Origin of the sequence: Metabacillus sp. cB07 (assembly GCF_016839225.1) — a bacterium.
In the GTDB taxonomy this organism is placed as follows: domain Bacteria; phylum Bacillota; class Bacilli; order Bacillales; family Bacillaceae; genus Bacillus_P; species Bacillus_P indicus.
Map to the genome: position 1 here is coordinate 2,494,712 of NZ_CP069296.1, position 19,738 is coordinate 2,514,449.

The window sequence follows — 19,738 nt, forward strand, 5'->3', positions numbered from 1 at the left end:
CCCTCCCATGTGATGCAGAGGAATTTCGGAACCAGCAAATGGCTGACCGCAAAAAAACCTTCTCCAATAGGAAGAAGGATTGATGGTCTCATCATATCTGGCTTGATATCCCTCTGTCCCAGTCCGAATTCCGGATCAAGGCAGAACTATTAAAATCTGGTTTTCATTACTTGCAGGTGCAATTCCTGAAAAAGGATACTGCCCGCCTTGAATTATACCAGAAAGTAAAAGGGGATACCAAGTATTTATGACTGGATTTCGATATCGGCAGAATAGATTTTTTCGAGCTTCCCTTCATCTGTTTCAAGAAGAAGAACGCCTTCATCATCGATTCCTGCAGCCCTGCCGCGCAGAGTTCCCTGCAAGGTTCTTGCAATCAGTTTTTTATTCAGGCTGATGGCGTAGCTTTCCCAAAGAAGCTTGACAGGTTTAAATCCGTGCGAGAGATAGCTCTTATACAGCTTTTCAAAGCGGATCATCACAGACTGTATCAGCTTTGCCCTGTCAATCTGCTGACCTGTCTCTTCAGCTAAAGATGTAGCAATATGCTGAAGTTCTTCTGGAAATTGCTCCTTCGTATGATTCACATTGATGCCGACCCCGATAATAACAGAATGCACCCTGTCAGCTTCAGCCTGCAGCTCCGTTAAGATTCCGACGGCTTTTCTGCCATTAATGAGGATATCATTCGGCCATTTAATTTCAGGTGTCAGTCCCGTGACATCTTCAATGGCCTGTATAAGGGCAACCGCCGTCAGCAATGTCAGCTGCGGGGTTTTATTGATTGGAATTTCAGGCTTCAGAATCATGCTCATCCATACGCCTGTCTGTTTGGGGGAATACCACGCTCTTGCAAGCCTGCCCCTGCCTTCTGTCTGCTGGTCGGCTACTACAAGAGTCCCTTCTAGTGCACCGTCGCCTGCCAGAGTATGGGCAATCTTTTGTGTAGAAGCCACCACTTCCTCGAAGTGGATATGCCTGCCCATGAATTCCGTTTTCAGCCCGAGCTGTATTTCATTGCCGCTGATCTTATCTGGCTTGCGGGTAATTCTATAGCCGCGTTTTCGGACCGCTTCAAGCTTATAACCCTCGCTTCGCAAGTCCTCAATGTGCTTCCAGACAGCTGTCCTTGAGCACCCGAGTGTCTCACTCAGTTTCTGTCCGGATAAAAATTCTCCATCGGCTTCTGAAAAAGCCTGAAGCAATCGCGTTCTTAATTCAGATTGCACGATTTCAACATCTCCTTAATCGCTTCCTTGCTGTTTTCTACCTGACCATTCACTACGGCAAGTTCTATTTTTTCCATATACTCACTCAGCCACGGTCCGGGATTACGGCCTTCAAAAGCCATCAAATCATTCCCGTTCACAGCAAGCTCCCTCTTTGAATGAACAGGAAGGGAATGATATCGCGCTTTGATCTCCCGGATCCTTGATTCACTGAACGAAAGACCGCTCAGCAGACAGAATACAGCTTCAGTCTGCAGCGCACACTGCAGGCCTGCCCTGTACAGGTTAACCTTTGTCCAGTCAGACTGCCTGCGCTCCTCTAAAAAGAGAAGGTTCTGCCTGATGGACCCAATTTGCCTGTTGGAAAGCTTCCATTTTTTCAGAAAAGCTTCAATGCCGCTTATTCCAATAACGTCGAGGAAGGCGGTCCAGCGCTCTTCATTCGAACTAAGGCGGTAAAAAGGAAGTTCAGCCGCTTGAAGGATCTGCTGCTTTTTCTCTTTTAAACCAGGAAGGTATTCAGTCATGCCCGTCTCTGCAATCAGCCTCATGCCTTCGCTGCATCCGCAGCCTGCAATCGTTTTTTCAAATTCGGCTGTTTTGCGTTCTGCCGATATATGCTGCAGCAGGGATATGTGACTGACAATGGCATCATGTGTGCTTTCGCTTAGAGAAAAACCGAGCTGACTGACAAAACGGACAGCTCTCATCATCCTCAGCGCGTCTTCTGAAAATCGTTCGGCAGGACTTCCCACTGTAGCTATCCGTTTTCTTTGAGCGTCTTCCCTGCCGTTAAAATAATCGATGATGCTGCCGTTCTCATCCATGGCCATGGCATTGATCGTAAAATCACGGCGTTTTAAATCTTCTTTTAGCGAGGAAACAAACGTCACTCCGCTTGGCCTGCGGTTATCCTCATAAGCCGACTCTGTCCGGAACGTTGTGATTTCGTAGTGAATTCCGTTTTCAATCACAATCACCGTGCCGTGCTCTGAGCCGATATCAACGGTTTTCTGAAAGAGCTGCTGTACTTGATCCGGTGTCGCAGATGAGGCGATATCGACATCTTTAATCGGTTTGCCGAGGAGCTGGTCTCGGACAGAACCGCCGACAAAATAAGCCTCAAAGCCGTGTTTTTTCAGCTTTGAAAGAACAGGAAGCGCCTCCTGAAATTCTCTATTCACCCTTCTCACCTGATTCCGCCAGTTGATAGTAAAGAGTTTCATACTGTTTGACAATATGGGCAGAATGAAAGGTTTCCTGTGCGATTTTGACGGATTCTTTTGACATCCGCTCATGAAGTTCATGATCCGTTAACAGCGAAATCGTTTTTTCTGCTATAGCTGAAATATCTCCTACATCGCACAGGTATCCGGAAACGCCATCCTGAACGACTTCAGGAATCCCTCCAATATTGGATGCCACACAGGGAACCCCGCATGCCATCGCTTCAAGAAGGACAAGTCCAAAGCTTTCTTTCTGTGAAAGGAGCAGCTTCACATCACTTAATGAATACAGTTCTTCAAGGTGATTCTGCTTACCAAGAAACAGAACGTCTTCGCTGATGCCCAGTTCCTTCACGAGTTTGCAGACAGACGTCATCTCAGGCCCGTCCCCTACAAGAAGAAGCTTTGACTTTACTTCTTTAGTAACGCGTGCGAATACCTTGACCACATCCTGCACCCTTTTTACCTGCCTGAAGTTTGAAACGTGAATCAGTACTTTTTCATCTTCAGCTATGCCATATTCTGCTTTCAGATGACCGACATTCTTCTTTTTGTAAATGCGTTCATCGATAAAGTTGTAGACGGTCTGTATGTCTTTCTCGGGATGGAGAAGCTCATACGTCTGATCGGCAAGTGCCTTTGACACAGCCGTCACTGCATCAGAGGCTTCTATGCCGAACTTGATCATATTGGACAGTGACAGATCATGGCCGAGAACTGTAATGTCGGTTCCGTGCAGCGTGGTAACGATTTTCAGGTGGTCACCCGTCATCTGTTTTGCAAGATGGGCGCAAATCGCGTGGGGCACCGCATAATGAACATGAAACAAGTCCAGCTCTTCCCTTTTCGCCACTTCAGCCATCTTGCTTGCGAGCGCAAGATCATAAGGAGGATGCTTGAAGACAGAGTATTGATTCACTTCCACCTCATGAAAAAAGATATTGGGATACATTTTATCAAGCCTGAAGGGTCTGCTTGTTGTGACAAAATGAATACTGTGTCCTTTTTCCGCCAGTTTTTTGCCAAGTTCCGTTGCCACTACCCCCGAACCGCCGACAGACGGATAGCAGGTAATGCCGATTTTCAACTTTTTCATAGTTGTTCACCGAGCAGGTCCTTATCAAGCAATAGAGGTGACCTTGAGAAAAATCCCTCTGCATAAGTGACTCCCGCTTCTTTCCCAAACAGCCGCTCCCGGCTTTCAACACTTTCTATGTATCCGTTCGTAAGGGGTGTATCAACGGATGATTCACCCTTGATGAACTGGCTTTCGTACGCTTTCAGACTCAATCGCTTTTTCTCCATCGTACCGGTTACATCAACAACAAAATCCGGCTTGTGAAAACCGTTGATCATATAAAAATAGACGCGGTTCACTCTGTGAGGTGCCTGAGATTTTGAATCACGGACATTTTTAACAGCTGCAGAAAAGCTTGCTTCCTCTACAAGGTTTGCACAATTCCCGTGATCAGGATGACGGTCCTGAAACCATGGTGCAAATACGAGCTTAGGTTTATACTGCCTGATAACCGTTATAATCTTATCTATGTATTGTTCGTTCATATAAAGTCCTCTGTCAGGGAGGTCAAGGAAAATCCGTTCCTGCAGACCGAGTATGTCTGAAGCAAGCTGCGCCTCTTTTTTCCTGACTGCGACCGTTCCGTTTGAAGACAGTTCTGCCTCCGTTAAATCGCAGATTCCCACTCTGTACCCCTGCTCTGCATATTTAGCGAGAGTTCCCCCCATCCCGATTTCGGCATCATCGGGATGGGCTCCGAATGCAAGGATATCAAGGTTATTCTTTTCCATAGTCATCATCAATTTCTTTGTCATTTACAATTGCTCTCCATTTCAAATCACCGCGCTCCAGTCCATGTATCAGAATTTCTGCTGTTCCCATATTCGTTGCAAGCGGAACCGCATAAACATCGCACAGCCGGATTAAAGCGGACACATCAGGCTCATGAGGCTGGGCAGTCAGAGGATCACGGAAGAAAATGACCATGTCCATCGCATTGTTTGCGATGCATGCGCCAATTTCCTGATCACCGCCAAGCGGCCCTGACTGGAATCTGTGGATTTCAAGGCCTGTCGCCTCTGTTACTTTGAAGCCTGTTGTTCCGGTCGCATAAAGTTTATGTTTTCCAAGGATGCCTTTGTAGGCCAGTGCAAACTGAATAAGATCATTTTTTTTCTTATCATGAGCTATGAGTGCAATATTCATCTGACATTCCCCTTTAGTCGATTAAATTTTCAAGGCCGTATACAAGAAGATCCAGCTTCATCACCTGTTCGACGCACAGTTTAACACCCGACATAAACGATGCCCGGTTAAATGAATCGTGGCGGATGGAAAGTGTCTGCCCGTCTCCCCCGAACAGCACTTCCTGATGGGCAACAAGCCCCGGAAGCCGGATGCTGTGTACGTGAATCCCCTTGTAATTGGCACCGCGGGCTCCTTCTAATGTCTCTTTCTCATCCGGATGTCCCTGTTCTTTCTCTTCTCTGACAGCAGAAATCATTTCCGCCGTTTTCAAACCAGTCCCGGAAGGTGCATCCAGCTTCTGATCGTGGTGCATCTCAAGAATTTCTACATCCGTAAAATACTTGGCGGCCATTTGTGAAAATTTCATCATTAAGATGGCGCCGACTGCAAAGTTTGGGGCAATAATGGCGCCAATGCCTTTTTCTTCTGTCAGCTCCTCGAGTTCTTTCAGGTCAGTATCTGAAAAACCGGTTGTGCCGACTACAGGTCTCACACCATATTCAAGAGCTTTCTTCGTATGAATCTTCCCGATCTCAGGTGTGGTTAAATCAATAAGCACATCAGGCTTTGTTTCCTGAAAGCATACTTCTATATCCGTATAAATCGGTGCATCGCTTTTGAAATCACCGGCTTCTTTCAGCGTTTGGCCCCCGAACTTATGATCGACTGCTCCTACGAGAGTAAAGTGCGGCGTTTCTTCTGCAAGCTTAACTGCCTCTTTTCCCATTCTTCCTCTTGGCCCTGCAATAACAACTTTAATCTGTTCCATAGCGGTTTCTCCTTATGACTCTTTTTTTGTCCAGCGGTCTTTATCTCTTGTTGTGAATTTTTTCATGACAAGATTATGCGCTTCTTCCAGATCGATTTGAAGAGAATTGGCAAGGCAGATCAGCACAAACAGAATATCTCCTGCTTCCTCTTCGATCTTCTTTTCTTTTTCTGAATCCTTTTTTGGCTTTTCGCCGTATGTATGGTTTATTTCCCTTGCAAGCTCTCCCATTTCTTCGGTCAGCCTTGCCATCATCGCAAGCGGGCTGAAATATCCCTCTTTAAACTGGCCGATGTACTCATCAACTTCTTTTTGAAGGTCTTTCATTGTCTTTTGGCTCATAAGATCACCTCTTTATTCTTCTTCATGTTAGCGGGTTCAGGACATTTTGACAAATTTTCCGGCTTGCAAAAAAGGCGTGATTGCACCTTTTCTTTCCATCATCTATACTATTATCGCAAAGTACATAGAAAAGAGGATGATCGACATCATGTTTCTTCAATTGAAAATACGGAATATTTTCTTTATTTTACTCGGTTCAGCGATTTTTGCATTCGGACTAGTTCATTTTAACATGCAGAACAATCTCGCTGAAGGCGGATTTACCGGAATAACCCTTCTTTTATACTTTCTTTTTAACATTGACCCCTCGATATCCAACCTGGTGCTGAACATCCCGATCTTTTTCATCGGATGGAAATTACTCGGCAGGACGACCTTTCTCTATACCATCATCGGTACGGTCGCACTGTCTGTCTTCCTTTGGCTTTTCCAGCGGTTTCAGATCTTCATGCCGCTTAAAGATGACTTGACCCTTGCAGCATTATTTGCAGGTGTTTTTATCGGAGTCGGCCTTGGGATCATTTTCAGATACGGCGGCACGACCGGCGGTGTTGATATCATTGCAAGACTGGTACATAAATACAAAGGCATCAGCATGGGAAAAACGATGTTCATCTTTGACTTTGTCGTCATTACCCTTTCCCTCATTACCTACTTATCCTATAAAGAAGCAATGTATACCCTTGTTGCCGTCTTTATTGGCGCAAGAGTGATCGACTTTATGCAGGAAGGGGCCTATGCAGCTAAAGGAGCGACAATCATTTCGGAGAAAAACGAAGAAATCGCAGAAAAGATCATGCAGGAGATGGACCGCGGCGTCACGACTCTAAAAGGAATGGGATCCTATACAAAAATGGACCGGAACATTCTTTACTGCGTAGTGGCAAAAAATGAAATCGTCCGCCTCAAAGCCGTCATCACATCCGTCGACCCCCACGCATTCGTGGCAGTCAGCGACGTCCATGACGTCTTAGGAGAAGGGTTTACGCTCGATGCGGATAAGAATCCTATTCAACGCTAGAAGAGCGGAATCGCCCGTTTAGCTCCGGGAGTCAGATAAGGAAATGGCGGTGAAGGCGCTTTTTGCCTTTGCCGACAGTTCCGTTCTGGCAGAGGAGTTGGGCGATGGAGCTGGACAACAAGAAAAGCGGAATCAGCCGTTTAGCTCCGCCAACTTCAAATAAAACAAACAAGAGGCCTCGCTCACGAGGCCTCTTACTTGTTAAAGTCACGTTCTCTATTCATTTTGTCTTTCTCGCCTTTGTACTTTCTCCAGCCTGTATAAGAAAGCGCCATAAAGATAATGCTTCCGGTAGAAATCATGACCCACCATAGAGACGGATCCGCTTCATCTTCTTTTACCCTCTCAAATAAGTTCTGCAAGTCTTCCTCCATCAATGTCAGCTGATTCACCTGTGATTCTACAGGAATTTCTGCAAAGAATGAATCTTCCACCACAGACTTGTGAGCTTCAATTCTCTTAAGCTGCTCAGACTCAAGATCCATCAGCATGCTGGGATAAACCGTTTCATAAAGAGAGACAAATTCCTCCCAGTTTTGTTCAAAAGCCTGATTATTTCCGTCTTTCACACCATCTTTCACTTGTGTGAAGGCACTCATAACAGGCGCTTCCATTGAACTCCACAGCGGCTGATGCTCTGATGCAGCTGCATCAACAACCAGCCTGAGGCGGATCAGGGCTCTTACTTTTTGATCAGGCGAGGCCCCTGTTTCCTGCAGCTTGTCGACAGCCGTCTGCTGAGAAGCTGAAATTGTACGGATTTCTGCAGCTGAAACGTCGTTATTTCCCTTTATGGATTTCTCGAATTCCCTGCCAAAATAATTGACGAGCTGAAGCGATTCTTCAAACCGGTTCTGTTTTGTCAGCTGAAGTGCTGTATCCGTCAGTTTATTTAAATCATCCCAGCTGCTGTCCATGTGCCCTGCACGATGATCAGCCAGTGAATAAAACGGCAGAGCAAGCGCCATGATCATAAAAACTGCCATTGCGGCTATTCGTTTTTTCATCCTTGTCCCTCCCACAGCTTCTACTTAAAACTATGAAAAAGTGGACAAGGATAGACCTTATTTTTCAGATAAAAGAAAATCTATTTCAAGAGGTCCAGCTTATACGAATCTTTTCTCACCACAAAATAATAAGCAAGATAAATAGAGAAAAGACTAAGCCAGAAAGTAAAATACCCGATCTCAGGCAAATAGTTCATCAAAACACTGTACTTCGGCATTTGCCCAAACACATAATCAATGATTTCATTATGCAGTGTCCAAACAGCAGCTGCCGCAAGATGCCAGGCTTTGAACCTGTAAAACGGTGCATAAAGCAGCCCCTGAACGGCCATGCCTAGATGAGACAATATCAGCATATAGCCGACAGGGTCCAATACCCCTGTTTCATTCAAGACGAGCAAATTCATGACAACCGCCCATATGCCATATTTAAACAGCGTAATTATGGCAAGAGCTTCAATTAAAGGGAAATTCCTTTTAAAAAGAAAGCCGAGCATGACAATCGTAAAAAAAAGACTTGCCGTCGGGCTGTCAGGTACAAACGGCAGAAAGATGGCCGGCGTTTCGTACAGCTGATATCTGTACCAGTAATACCCGTAGAGGGTCCCAAATAAGTTGACAGTAAACATCAAAAAAAGAAAAGGCTGTCTTACAAGCAGATAGTGCATCCATCTCATAATGGTTTCAACTTCCTTTATATGTAGTTCACAACGCAGAAAAAAGCTGACATTTTGTCAGCTTTTTCTGATTATTTTGCAGTAACACTGGAGACAAACTCAGAAAGCACTTTCAATTCTTCATCTGTTCCCTTGAAGATGCCAGCAGGCATGCCGCCCTGGCCTTCAACTGCGATTTTGGCAACCTCTTCAGGACTTAAACCAGTATCAACCAGTGAAGGACCGGCTGCGCCTCCGGCTAAATTGTCGCCGTGACAGGAAACGCATGTTTGTTCAGTGAAGATTTTGTAGCCTTCTGATTCTTTGTCAATTTCAGCTTCTGCTTTGATTTTCCCTTGTTCAGCAGCTGCTTCCCAGTCGTGAGTTGCAACAGATTCCCACGTCAGGAAAATCGTTGCCGCTACGCCTAGAAGCATCATTCCGACTGCAACAGGGCGTTTTGAAGGTTTGCGCTCAGGCCCGCGGTCAATAAACGGTGCAAGAAGCAGTGCACCAAATGCAAGACCCGGCATGATAAATGCGCCAATTACTGTGTATGGTCCTGCAGCATATGTGTACTTGAGCAATTGGTATAAGAATAAGAAATACCAGTCAGGCAATGGAATATATCCAGTGTCCGTCGGATCTGCAACACGTTCAAGCGGCGACGGATGCGCCACAGTCAAACACAGGAACCCAATCAGGAACACAGCTCCAACCAGCCATTCTTTTAATAAGAAGTTCGGCCAGAACGCTTCCGTTTTACCCGGGAATTCTGAATAGTCTTTTGGAATATTCGGTTTTCTTTCAGCTGGAACACGAGAGTCTCCAACAAATTTCATCCCTTTTCCGCGATGCATGATTTCCCCTCCTTCTTTGGCAGTTCCGCATATAGATGCGGCTGATCATCATTTGAATTTTACAGAGGTCCGGATATACCCTGTTTGCGGATCATGATAAAGTGAGCCCCCATTAAACCAAACAGCGCTGCTGGAAGGAAGAACACATGAATCGCAAAGAAACGGGTCAGTGTCTGTGCACCGACGATTTCCGGATGGCCGGCAAGCAATGTTTTAACTTGAGTACCAATCAGCGGCGTTGCCTCAGCGATTTGAAGACCAACTTTTGTCGCAAATAGCGCTTTCATATCCCAAGGCAATAAATAGCCCGTAAATCCAAGACCAAGCATTACGAAGAAAATCAGTACGCCGACAACCCAGTTAAGTTCGCGCGGTTTCTTATACGCACCCTGGAAGAATACGCGGAGAGTATGTAGGAACATCATGACGATTACAAGACTTGCTCCCCAGTGATGCATGCCGCGGACAATTTGGCCGAAAGCGACTTCATTTTGAAGATAATAAACAGATTCCCATGCATTTTTAATGTCGGGAACATAATACATTGTCAGGAACATGCCTGATAATACCTGAATAACGGTTACAAAGAACGTCAGTCCGCCAAAGCAGTATACGAAAGCTGAAAAATGGTGTGCCGGATTTACATGCTCTGGCACTTCATGGTCAGCGATGTCTCTCCACATAGGCGTAATATCGAGCCGTTCATCAACCCAGTCATAAATTTTGTTTAACACTTATTACGCCTCCTTTCGCGGTTTAGCCGAACCAAGATACAGGAATCCATCCTTCACTTCACTTTTGTATACATCAAGCGGAGCAAGCGGCGGTGTACCAGGAACATTCGTGCCGTCTTTTTCATACAGTCCGTAGTGGCATGGACAGAAGAATTTGTTTGGATTCGATGGATCACTGTTCCAGTTAACTGTACATCCCAAGTGTTTGCAGACAGGAGAAAGCGCTATAATATCCCCATTGTCGTTTTTGTAGACCCATGCAGCCCTAGGCTCTTCCGATTTGTGCCAAGCATCAACCTGTTTAATTTTAAAGTTAAAACGGGTTGGTTCATTTGTAATTTCATCTACACTGACAACCTGGACAAGATCCTGTTCTTCGACCTTTCCGAGTACTGGATCAAGCGCAAAACGGACCATAGGCATAAGCATACCCGCAGCCATGAAACCGCCTACACCAGTAAGTGTATAGTTGAGAAATTGCCGTCTTGATACCCGATGTTTTTTCTCGCTCATCATTTTCCCCCCTCTATCTTAAGCTGAAGTCCGTCAGGACATACGATAAAACCATATAAAACTAGGACAATCTCATGATATATCAATCTTCCAGTAAGGTCAATATTATCCTTTTTTGGAACTTAATAAATATGTAAGGGTTTTTATTTCCCTCTCCAAAATTGTAAGAAAATGTTCATAATTTGGCTGACCTGATCCTCAACCATTTTTCTTTTCAGCGATTCATCCATATGCTCCATAGGGACCGGCGGGAGGTAAATGACTTTTCCATTTGCAAAATTCTCTTTTGTTTTCCAATAAGGATCACTTGTCATAAAAAAGATATGGCTGAAGCTCTTTTCAAGCTCACTGTACCATTGCTGCACCGTGTTTTCTGCATTTTCAGCTGCCTCTTTCAAATAAGAGACAGGAGGCATGAGGAAAACTCTTCCTTTAAGCTGCCTTTCAAGGTCTTCAGAAATCAGCAAAGCATATTCACCCTCTGCAGCAGCATGCTTCAGGCCTGTCCCGAAATCGGCCTGGATGAGGGGCACGACTGCCGTATCAACATAATCTGCCGACTCCAGATAGGACGCTGCGTCTCCGGCTGTCCATTTCATTCATTTCAGCTCCTTCAAGTTGTGATGCTTCTCATTATATAGGTTTTGCAGGAATCGGAAAAGAAGATTTAGAATCTGTACGTTTCTTTGAGACCTTTGATCTTAGGTCAGGATGGAAATAAATGAAGGAGGCAGGCTGTCAGTTAGGAGGAAGCTGGAAATTTTCTAGTAAACACACGTTTCCTGCAAGTAACAGACCTGCTTTTTCAAATAAAAGAGGCATTCTTGCAAGTATTCCGCTATATCCTGCAAGTAACGGACTTGCTGAAATCCACGATCCCCGTTTTAAAGCGTTGCATGCTCAGGAACCTCTTCCACACAGCAAAAAAAGTGCCCCTGCATAAAATCAGGGACACCTATCATTCGTTTCGCAAGTCTTATTGAACAGCGCGCTTAACAAAACGCCTTTTCAGCATCCAGCCGCTGATGCCGGCTGCAAGCAGCACGATTCCGATAAGCATGATGCTGTAGGACGCTGTAGCTGTTGCAGGAAGTCCTTTTCCTGCACCGGGAGCTGAAGTGCTGTCTGGTGAGGCGCTTCCGCCGGCAGCATCTCCTCCTTTAGCTGGGGGTGTCCCCTGTTCATCCTTATCATGGGGCTGAGCGGCACCGTCAGGTTTTTCGTCTTTTCCTGGAGGTTTTGGCTGACTGTTTTTTTCAGCCAGAATAAAGGTGCCTCCAGCTTCCCGTTCAGGAAGGTCTGCTGTCACTTTTCCGCCTGCAGAAACTTTGTATTCTTTTCCGCTGTACAGATCGATCACTTTCGTGTTCTTTTTAAACGGAACAGATACTGTTACTTTTTGAGCTGTTTCTGTTGTATTCAGTCCGACTGCAACAGATTGTTTGCCGTATGTTCTGATGAACACGAGGTAGCCCTCATTGTTGCTGCCCCCGATTTTTGCGCGGGTTCCTTTTGAGAAGACCTTTGAGTAGTCTTTACGGATGTTCAGCAGCTTCTGATAGTGTGTTAACAGGTCATTATTCTCTGTTTTGTCCCAGGCAAAATCGTACCGGTTTTCATTAAATTCGCCTTTGTCCATGTCCCCGGCATGCTTGCCTGTCTGTCCGATTTCCTCCCCGTAATAAACGACCGGCTGTCCTTTTGCCGTAATCTGAAGGGCTGCAGCAATTTTCTGCTTGCTGATGTCACCGCCTGCATGAGTCAGAAGGAATCCATCCTCATCGTGGCTGCTGAGAAATTGTCCCATCGTGGCAGAGCTTGTCATGTTTGCATTGCGTTCTTCCAGTCTTGCTTCTACTGCTTCTACATCACCGTTGATGAAATCTCTCGCATCATATTTAAAGTTGAAATCAAGCAGAGAATCCATCTGGCCGCTGTCAAGATAACCACCGGTGTTGCCGATGCTGCCTCCGTAATATTCACCGATCAGTTTAAAATCAGGATTGATTTTCGCAAGTTCATTTTTAAACATTTTCCACGTTGTATCCTCGACATGTTTGACTGTATCTACACGGAAATAGTCAATAGCGTTGCCTTTTTCCGTCCTGTGAGCAGCCCAGGCTGTCTGCCAGTCAATCATCTGTTTGCGGACAGCAGGGTCTTCCGTTATCAAATCCGGCAGGCCGGCAAGCTCGCCTTTAATGACGTCAGTCCCGCCGCTGCGGAGCATGCCGCTGAAACGGTTTCTGTCCTCATCTGTCGGATAGTTAGAGATTCCCGTATTTCCTGCATCCGTCTCTTTTAAACCGTATCCTGTATGGTTAAGAACGACATCAACCATAATTTTGATGTTTTTTTCATGAGCTTTGTCCAGAAGTTCATTCAGGTCATCCATTGAGCCCAGATGTTCATCAAGCTTTGAGAAATCCTTTGCCCAGTAACCATGATAGCCGTACTGATGCCCGTTCTTGTCATGGCGCAGGTCCCAGTCAATGTTGTCAACGACAGGAGTAATCCAGATCGTGTTGATGCCAAGGTCTTCAAGGTAATCAAGCTTTTGAGTGATACCTTTAAAATCACCGCCGTGATACGTTTCAAGATGGCTCGTGTCGTAGCCTTCCCCGTTTGGATCGTTGTTTGTTTTGTCTCCGTCATTAAAACGGTCTGTCAGCATAAAATAAATTCTTGCCTCATCCCAGTCAAAATCGCCTTTTCCTTTTGAAACGCGGGTTTTAACTGTGATAGATGCCGTCTTAGTATGTTTATTCCCGTATTGGTCAACAGCAGTCACAGGAATTTGTTTTTCACCTGCCGTCACGGTATCTGCAACTGAGAGAGATGTTTCCATAAGCTGCGGATCAATTTTCAGCGCCTTTGGTCCGCCGAGTGCGGAAACGTCAGCTGTCAGCTCGGTAAATTCAACCTCCTGATCTGTTTCAACATCAAGGCTCAGCATCGCATTTTGATTAGAGGTTACTGCCTTCGGAGAAACAGACAGTTTCATGGATACATCAGGCACGATGTAGTCTACAGATGATTTTTCATAGTACGGATCTCTTACTTCTGTTTCTGTCCCATTGACAGTGACCAAATAACTGTAGTCATACGTACCTTCTCCAGGCAGGGCAACTGTATGGGAAAAGTACTCGTTTTTCTCGTCATAGGCCATTTCGTATTTCTTGCCTGCAACTTTAAGGCTCACTTTCTCAACCGTGTCCATTGCATTATCTGCAAACAGCTCGGGATCTCTGTAAAAGAAGGTTGCTTTTCCTTCTGACAAAACAGGACCTTTTACGGCCGGAACAGTATGAAAGTCACCTTTCCCGCTTTCAACAACGACCTTTGTGAGAGCTTGTCCCGCTTCTGCAGTGATGTATCTGTCCCCGTCATATGGATCTTTAACAGCCCAGTCCTGGCCTTTTCTGATGACAAAACCGACTGGCGTTGCATCTGAGCTGATTTCAAATTTCGAGACAGCACCTTGTTCTGTTATGTCAGAAAACAGCTTTTCGCCGTCCTGCAGTCCGGTCTGCCAGGTCCAGATGTTCCAGTCCGCGTAGTCTGCGTCCTCCCTGACATAAGTAAATTGAATAAATCTTTTAGCAGGTTCAATCATGTTTGAAGTTGCAAATGAAAGAACAAAATCCTCCTGCAGATATGAATTAGTGGATTGTCCCTTTACAGCATCTTTTTTTACTGTCAGTGTGTAGGACTGTCCTTTTTTCAGCTGCTCTGCTTTGATGCTGAGCTGATTTCCTTCTGCTTTTAAAGCAGCCGGCACATCCCCGCCGTCTTTTTCTGACAGAGTTACTGCATCCTGCTTCTCAACAGCCACGTTTTCATTGAATGTAACAATCAGCGGGGCTTCAGGCTTAAATTCAGCGTCCCCCTCAGCAGGCGTTGAAGAAAGGACCTCCAGCTGAGCAGCTTCCTCCACTCCGCCTATTGTGTAGCTGCTGCTGTATACTGCCTGGCTGTTTGGGTTTCCTGATTCATTCCAGGTGCCGGCAAGAACATTCCCTTCGGCTTCGGGACTTACATCAAATGCACCATGCTCCGCCGGATTGTTTCCGCTTAAAACGGCAATGGCCCTGATCGAGTCATCATTTTTCAGGCGGAGCTCGCTGAGCGGAATTTTTCCTTCAAAGCCTTTCGTGCGATCAGCTGCGAATTGTGCTCCTTTGCTATTTTCCCAGGTTGACAGCTTGGGAGCTGCCAGATCCTCCGAGCTGTATAGAGCAGCTCCGGCAAGTTCATTGTCATTTTTTATTCTGACAGTAATGTGAAACTGCGGCTTAGCTTCTGTGCCTCCAAAGTGAAAAGGAGCTCCCCATGGATTGCCTTCTATTTTTGAATCTTCTTCATTCACATTCAGTGCAAGGTTTAAAAACATCCCGTCGCTTCCCCAATTCGGAACATTTTTTGCTTCTGTCCAAAAATAGAGATACCTGCTGTCGTTCGTTATATGCAGATCTCCAATCTGAAACCCCTCATATCCCGGTGTTTCAGATGATGCAAGCGGTTGCATTTCAGACCAGTCTTCTCCGCTTCCGTCAACCTTTATTGCAGCCGGTGCCGAAGCGGCAAATCCCTGCCACGTTCCAAGCACACTGCTCGCGAGAAGGACCAGTATGGCTACAGCCGCCGTCCATCTCCCCCATTTGTTCCTCATTCCATTTCCCCCTTTGGCATATAAAGAAATCGGCTGCACTCGAGACCAATGCCTGTCTATGTAAACGATTTCATCAACACCCTTATTTTGTCACGGTTCGACCGAAAAATCAATTGAAAATTCTGAAAAAAATAAGCTGAAAAGCCTAAAAAAAAGAAACCTCCTTTTCTGAAGGTTTCTTCTCAAAAGCTGCAGTTACGGCAGCGGGCAAGCTTATCTGAGGCATTTCAATTTGTCTGTCAAATGGTTGAATGCTTCTTTATCCTGGCGGTCAAGGGCATCATCAATCATTTGAAGGAGTTTTTCTTTTTGGAACGTCTGAATGGATTCTTCAAGAATTCTCTCAGCCACTACACGGTCTTTTTCATTAATGTTGAGGTGCTTTGGCATAAACGGGTTTGCCTCAAGCACGGCTGCGTAATTCGGAGACTGATAAGATGAGCGGAAATTGAGCTGGATATACAGATCCTCGTCTTTATTTAATCGAATGTCATGGAACGATTTTTCGGCATCCGTTGTCATGACATTTTCTTTGTAAAAACGAAACGGCACTTCCTCTACACAGTGGGTCGACATGATAATTCCGCGGGGACAATACTGTGCCTGCTCGACAAAATGCACTTTTTCCATCAGAGTATCATGACTCATCAAATAATTCAGAATCCATACACATTCTCGTCTTTTCAGCTGATAATGATTTAAAAACCACCTGATAAAATCCTTCTTCTCAATGACAGATACAGGGGCCATCATATGCATTTCCCTCCTCTGCTAACTGTAGATTCTTACTTTAAAAGTTCAACAGATCCCAGGTGAATTCCTTCCGGCCGAGTGTTAAAAATCATCTTCTAATTGCATCAAAATCTCTTCGATTTCGACATTCGCAGGGTCATGCGTTAAAGCCCTGCTGAACATCTCCCTTGCAGCTGTCCGGTTTCCGTCCTCAAGCAGATAATGCCCGTACTCCATTAAAAAGTCTGGTTCTTCCTTGAAGAAATTATATGCTCGCTGGTAATGGTTTAATGCATCCGAATATTGTTCTGTTTCATGATAGGCGCGTGCAAGCTTCCGGTCATATTCAGGATCTTCTTCGCCGTACCTCATGACCTCTTTCAGACAGTCGATGACCTCTTCATAAAGCTGTTCCTGCATGTAGATATTCGTCAGGGTGATTGTCGCTTCCACATGACCCGGATCAATGGCAATCGCCTGCTGGAGCAAAGCTTTGGCTTCATCCGGCTGATTGTTTTTAAGCGCCGTTTTTCCGCCGTATACATACAGCTCTTTATTGTATTCATCTACTTTAAGTCCATCTTTTACAGCTTGGAGGCTTTCCCCGAGCATTCCTTCAGCCTCATAGGCCTTTGCAAGGAAAAGATAGAGGGATGTATATTCATGATCCAGTTCTTTCAGCTTCAGAAACTGCTCAATCGCTGTCTTCGGATAATTCGCCTGAAGGGCGGTAAACCCGTAGCCAAACAGGGTGTGCAGATCAACCTGCTCATCTGCTGCTTTTTCGTAAAAAGGCAGAGCCTCTTCAAATTCGCCGCTTGCGCTGATCGATTCTGCCAATCTCTGATAAACGTTTACACCTGTGACGGTACTGTGTTCCTTAAGCACGTCTTTGAAAAAAGGAATGGCTTTATGGTAATGCCCCTGATGAAAATAAAGCTCTCCGAGTGCAAAATCGATAATCGGCTCATCAGGCACTAATTTTTTTGCTGCTTGGAGCTTTTGTTCGCTTACTTCGTTCAGACCCTGCATCTGGTAAAGGTCTGCTGAGAGAATCAATGCCTGTACATAAGCAGGATCCGTCTCCGGAATGGTATTCAGGAGGTCGATTGCTTTTTCTTCCTGATCCATGTCGATATAGATTTCTGCAAGAAATACGGTTACTTCAGACTCTTCAGGATAGAGAAGATGCATATCTTCCATAATCGAAAGTGCCTGATCTGTATTCCCCCACTGATAATATTTTTCTGCAAGCAGAAATTTTTCTTCATCGTGCAGTTTGTTTTCGAGACCGGAAAGCTTAGCAAGCCCTTCCTGGACCTGTCCCGATTCAACCAGTTGAATTGCTTCGGATAATGTGTTGTTCACCTTTAACGCCCTTTCCATTCCAGTTACGGAACAGCCTGAGCAGCAAACCTGCCTGACATGGCCACGGTGCGCTCTTCTCCAAAACCCGGCTTTAAAAAAATCGTTTCACCGGCTTTTTGCAGCTGTCCTTTATGAACCGTAAATTTAGGAATATGACTATGATACCCGCTTGAGGACAAATCTTCAACTGAATTGAATGCATTTCCCTCATACAGGTTATAGTCAACTTCGCCGCCGATGCGGATATCTCCTTTATCAGGAAACAGGCCGATTTTCATCAGGAGGTTTTTATCTAGAATAGTATGCTCGGGCGGGCAGGCAGCACTTGCTGAGAAGCGGTGTTTTTTCATCAGGGCTTCGAACGTTTTTTGCTGTTTATCCTGCAAGGCACGATCCGGCCATTGCGGCAGAAACGTCATCGGGAAATGGTAAATGCTGCTGCGGATCCATCCCCACGGGAATCCTGCAAGATCATCCTCAGGATGAATCTCAAGGACAAGCAAAGGGATCTTCTGGCGTTTGCAGGCAATCAGCAGGGATGGAGTCAGTCTTTTGAGCGGAATGGCAGCACTGATGCAGTAATCAATTGGGGAATTAATCATCCTTTGTCTCTTTTTCCTGACTGCATCTGATAATTCACGTTCGTATTCTGCGCGGGCAACCGTAATAACGGCTGTACAACCGGATGCTATGAGCTTGTCCTTAAAAATGGGTTTGGCTTCTGAATAAGAACCGTTTATGGAGAAATCAAGCATAACATGCCCGGGTGTCATCACATACGGAGAGGCGTCCATCTTCATATAGGCCATATTTTTAACTGAAGAATGGATATAATCCATTTTGTTGTTTCTTACGAGAATGGACGTTTTTTCAGCTGCGGCATGCTTAACAATGACTGCATCTTCAATTATATAGGCCACTTCCGCTTATCCCTCCCTTGTCATCTTCTTAAGACAAGCTATGAGGAAAAAGAAGAAATTATGCCAGAAAAAATGCCTGCGGAGAATCTCCGCAGGCCGGCTATGCATCAGTCCTCAGTATTCCCAGTCAATGCACGTACATGCTCAAAGAAGGAAGGATAAGAAACATCAATCGCCTCATGCCCGTCAAGGCTCACTTCCCCGTCTGTGATCATGGCGGCGACTGCAAGCATCATGCCGATTCGGTGATCACCATGGCTTGAAACAGATGCTTGTTCAGCAGACAGCTTTTGTTTGCCGCGGATAATCATTCCGTCATCCGTCGGAATAACCTCAGCTCCAAGCTTTCCAAGCTCCTGAACGACTGTATCAATCCGGTTCGTTTCTTTCACTTTCAGTTCACTTGCATCTTTAATAATGGTTTCTCCTTCTGCCTGTGTGGCAAGCAGGGCAATAATCGGGATTTCATCAATGAGACGCGGGATCAGGTCACCTGAAATGACAGTTCCTTTTAATGAAGAAGTTGAGATTGTTAAATCCGCGACAGGCTCATGAGTGTTTGAACCTTTTTCTTCAATCGTCAAATCTGCACCCATTTTGTTTAAAACATCGATTATGCCAGTTCTCGTTGGATTTATGCCGACATTTTCAAGCGTGATCCTGCTGTTTGGAACAATTGCCCCCGCCGCAAGGAAAAACGCTGCAGATGATATATCCCCTGGCACGTCCACTTTTGCCGCTTTTAATGTCTGTCCGCCTTTGATTTCAGCAGTCAGTCCCACCTCATGCACCTCTGCACCAAATGCCCGGAGCATCCGTTCTGTGTGGTCACGTGATTTATGCGGCTCTGTTACACTTGTCAATTCCTGATTCGCCTGAAGGCCTGCAAGCAGAATGGCTGATTTCACCTGTGCGCTGGCTACAGGAGACGTATACTTCAGCCCCTTCAGTTTGCCTCCGCGGATGGAAATCGGCGTGTAATTGCCCTCCTCCCTGCCGTCAATGGAAGCGCCCATTTCTCTGAGCGGATTCGTCACCCGTGTCATGGGCCGTTTTGCAATAGATTCATCTCCAATGATGCAGGAATGGAAAGGCCGTCCTGCAAGAATGCCAAGCATTAGCCGGGTAGTTGTTCCGGAATTGCCTACATCCAGTATGCCTGAAGGCTCCTTAAGAGCATCCATTCCCTTGCCTTTTACTCTGACATGAGTCCCGTTTTGCTCAATTTCAACACCCATTTGCCTGAAGCAGGCGATTGTAGACAGACAATCCGCCCCTGCAAGGAAGTTGTCAATCACCGTCTCTCCTTCTGCCAGCGCGCCGAACATCACCGCTCTGTGTGAAATGGATTTATCTCCGGGAATAGCTATTGAGCCCTTGAGGCCTTCTGCTCTCTGCAGTTTTCTCTCGCTTTTCATACCAG

Annotated in this window: 20 protein-coding genes; 2 read left to right on the forward strand and 18 right to left on the reverse strand. The window is 45.6% G+C overall.

What is annotated here, in order from left to right:
* Window positions 1-245 precede the first annotated feature (245 nt).
* From JOJ89_RS12660 to JOJ89_RS12690, 7 genes are read right to left on the reverse strand one after another with little or no spacing between them, the layout of a single operon-like run.
* The gene (locus JOJ89_RS12660) at window positions 246-1,229 is read right to left on the reverse strand and encodes a bifunctional biotin--[acetyl-CoA-carboxylase] synthetase/biotin operon repressor (protein WP_029566034.1); all 984 of its coding nucleotides are present in this window, start codon (window positions 1,227-1,229) and stop codon (window positions 246-248) included.
* On the reverse strand, window positions 1,214-2,413 hold the full coding sequence (locus JOJ89_RS12665) for a CCA tRNA nucleotidyltransferase (protein WP_203287606.1): 1,200 nt from the start codon (window positions 2,411-2,413) through the stop codon (window positions 1,214-1,216). The genes JOJ89_RS12660 and JOJ89_RS12665 overlap by 16 nt, the downstream gene beginning before the upstream one ends.
* Window positions 2,406-3,551 (reverse strand): N-acetyl-alpha-D-glucosaminyl L-malate synthase BshA, encoded by a 1,146-nt coding sequence (gene bshA, locus JOJ89_RS12670; protein WP_203287618.1) that lies wholly within the window; start codon window positions 3,549-3,551, stop codon window positions 2,406-2,408. Before bshA ends, JOJ89_RS12665 begins: the two co-directional genes overlap by 8 nt.
* Window positions 3,548-4,288, reverse strand: a complete 741-nt coding sequence (gene bshB1, locus JOJ89_RS12675) for a bacillithiol biosynthesis deacetylase BshB1 (RefSeq protein WP_242524605.1) — start codon at window positions 4,286-4,288, stop codon at window positions 3,548-3,550. The genes bshA and bshB1 overlap by 4 nt, the downstream gene beginning before the upstream one ends.
* The gene (gene mgsA / locus JOJ89_RS12680) at window positions 4,251-4,679 is read right to left on the reverse strand and encodes a methylglyoxal synthase (protein WP_029280303.1); all 429 of its coding nucleotides are present in this window, start codon (window positions 4,677-4,679) and stop codon (window positions 4,251-4,253) included. The genes bshB1 and mgsA overlap by 38 nt, the downstream gene beginning before the upstream one ends.
* Window positions 4,680-4,692: 13 nt before the next feature.
* Window positions 4,693-5,490: a 4-hydroxy-tetrahydrodipicolinate reductase gene (gene dapB / locus JOJ89_RS12685; RefSeq protein ID WP_203287624.1), complete on the reverse strand. Its 798-nt coding sequence runs from the start codon at window positions 5,488-5,490 to the stop codon at window positions 4,693-4,695.
* A gap of 12 nt (window positions 5,491-5,502) precedes the next feature.
* Entirely contained in the window at window positions 5,503-5,832 is a 330-nt protein-coding gene (locus JOJ89_RS12690) for a nucleotide pyrophosphohydrolase (RefSeq protein ID WP_029566040.1), read from the reverse strand.
* A 148-nt stretch (window positions 5,833-5,980) separates the two neighbouring features.
* On the opposite strand from JOJ89_RS12690, the gene JOJ89_RS12695 reads away from it, so the two are divergent.
* Window positions 5,981-6,853 carry a YitT family protein gene (locus tag JOJ89_RS12695; protein ID WP_029280298.1) on the forward strand — a complete coding sequence of 291 codons (873 nt, stop codon included), beginning with the start codon at window positions 5,981-5,983 and terminating at the stop codon, window positions 6,851-6,853.
* A gap of 194 nt (window positions 6,854-7,047) precedes the next feature.
* On the opposite strand, the gene ypjB is transcribed toward JOJ89_RS12695, so the two are convergent.
* The 6 genes from ypjB to JOJ89_RS12725 form a co-directional block, all read right to left on the reverse strand.
* The gene (ypjB, locus tag JOJ89_RS12700) at window positions 7,048-7,860 is read right to left on the reverse strand and encodes a sporulation protein YpjB (protein WP_029566041.1); all 813 of its coding nucleotides are present in this window, start codon (window positions 7,858-7,860) and stop codon (window positions 7,048-7,050) included.
* A gap of 80 nt (window positions 7,861-7,940) precedes the next feature.
* Window positions 7,941-8,537 (reverse strand): lipoprotein heptaprenylglyceryl N-acetyltransferase LhaT, encoded by a 597-nt coding sequence (gene lhaT, locus JOJ89_RS12705; protein ID WP_029566042.1) that lies wholly within the window; start codon window positions 8,535-8,537, stop codon window positions 7,941-7,943.
* A gap of 71 nt (window positions 8,538-8,608) precedes the next feature.
* On the reverse strand, window positions 8,609-9,376 hold the full coding sequence (locus JOJ89_RS12710; RefSeq protein ID WP_029280292.1) for a menaquinol-cytochrome c reductase cytochrome b/c subunit: 768 nt from the start codon (window positions 9,374-9,376) through the stop codon (window positions 8,609-8,611).
* A 59-nt stretch (window positions 9,377-9,435) separates the two neighbouring features.
* Window positions 9,436-10,110 carry a menaquinol-cytochrome c reductase cytochrome b subunit gene (qcrB, locus tag JOJ89_RS12715; RefSeq protein ID WP_029280290.1) on the reverse strand — a complete coding sequence of 225 codons (675 nt, stop codon included), beginning with the start codon at window positions 10,108-10,110 and terminating at the stop codon, window positions 9,436-9,438.
* 3 nt (window positions 10,111-10,113) lie between these two features.
* Window positions 10,114-10,623: a QcrA and Rieske domain-containing protein gene (locus JOJ89_RS12720; RefSeq protein ID WP_029280287.1), complete on the reverse strand. Its 510-nt coding sequence runs from the start codon at window positions 10,621-10,623 to the stop codon at window positions 10,114-10,116.
* Between the two features lie 143 nt (window positions 10,624-10,766).
* Window positions 10,767-11,222 (reverse strand): YpiF family protein, encoded by a 456-nt coding sequence (locus JOJ89_RS12725; protein WP_203287626.1) that lies wholly within the window; start codon window positions 11,220-11,222, stop codon window positions 10,767-10,769.
* A gap of 122 nt (window positions 11,223-11,344) precedes the next feature.
* On the opposite strand from JOJ89_RS12725, the gene JOJ89_RS12730 reads away from it, so the two are divergent.
* On the forward strand, window positions 11,345-11,566 hold the full coding sequence (locus tag JOJ89_RS12730) for a hypothetical protein (RefSeq protein ID WP_203287628.1): 222 nt from the start codon (window positions 11,345-11,347) through the stop codon (window positions 11,564-11,566).
* Window positions 11,567-11,599: 33 nt separating this feature from the next.
* Here JOJ89_RS12730 and JOJ89_RS12735 read toward each other — a convergent pair whose 3' ends face one another.
* The 5 genes from JOJ89_RS12735 to aroA form a co-directional block, all read right to left on the reverse strand.
* The gene (locus JOJ89_RS12735; RefSeq protein WP_203287630.1) at window positions 11,600-15,295 is read right to left on the reverse strand and encodes an alpha-amylase family glycosyl hydrolase; all 3,696 of its coding nucleotides are present in this window, start codon (window positions 15,293-15,295) and stop codon (window positions 11,600-11,602) included.
* A 213-nt stretch (window positions 15,296-15,508) separates the two neighbouring features.
* Window positions 15,509-16,048, reverse strand: coding sequence for a ReoY family proteolytic degradation factor (locus JOJ89_RS12740; RefSeq protein ID WP_029566046.1), 540 nt, complete (start codon window positions 16,046-16,048; stop codon window positions 15,509-15,511).
* A gap of 81 nt (window positions 16,049-16,129) precedes the next feature.
* Entirely contained in the window at window positions 16,130-17,395 is a 1,266-nt protein-coding gene (locus JOJ89_RS12745; protein WP_203287632.1) for a tetratricopeptide repeat protein, read from the reverse strand.
* Window positions 17,396-17,418: 23 nt separating this feature from the next.
* A complete protein-coding gene (locus JOJ89_RS12750) occupies window positions 17,419-18,315 on the reverse strand; it encodes a hypothetical protein (RefSeq protein WP_203287634.1) in 897 nt (298 codons plus the stop codon).
* 107 nt (window positions 18,316-18,422) lie between these two features.
* Window positions 18,423-19,733 carry a 3-phosphoshikimate 1-carboxyvinyltransferase gene (gene aroA / locus JOJ89_RS12755; RefSeq protein ID WP_203287636.1) on the reverse strand — a complete coding sequence of 437 codons (1,311 nt, stop codon included), beginning with the start codon at window positions 19,731-19,733 and terminating at the stop codon, window positions 18,423-18,425.
* Window positions 19,734-19,738: the final 5 nt, after the last annotated feature.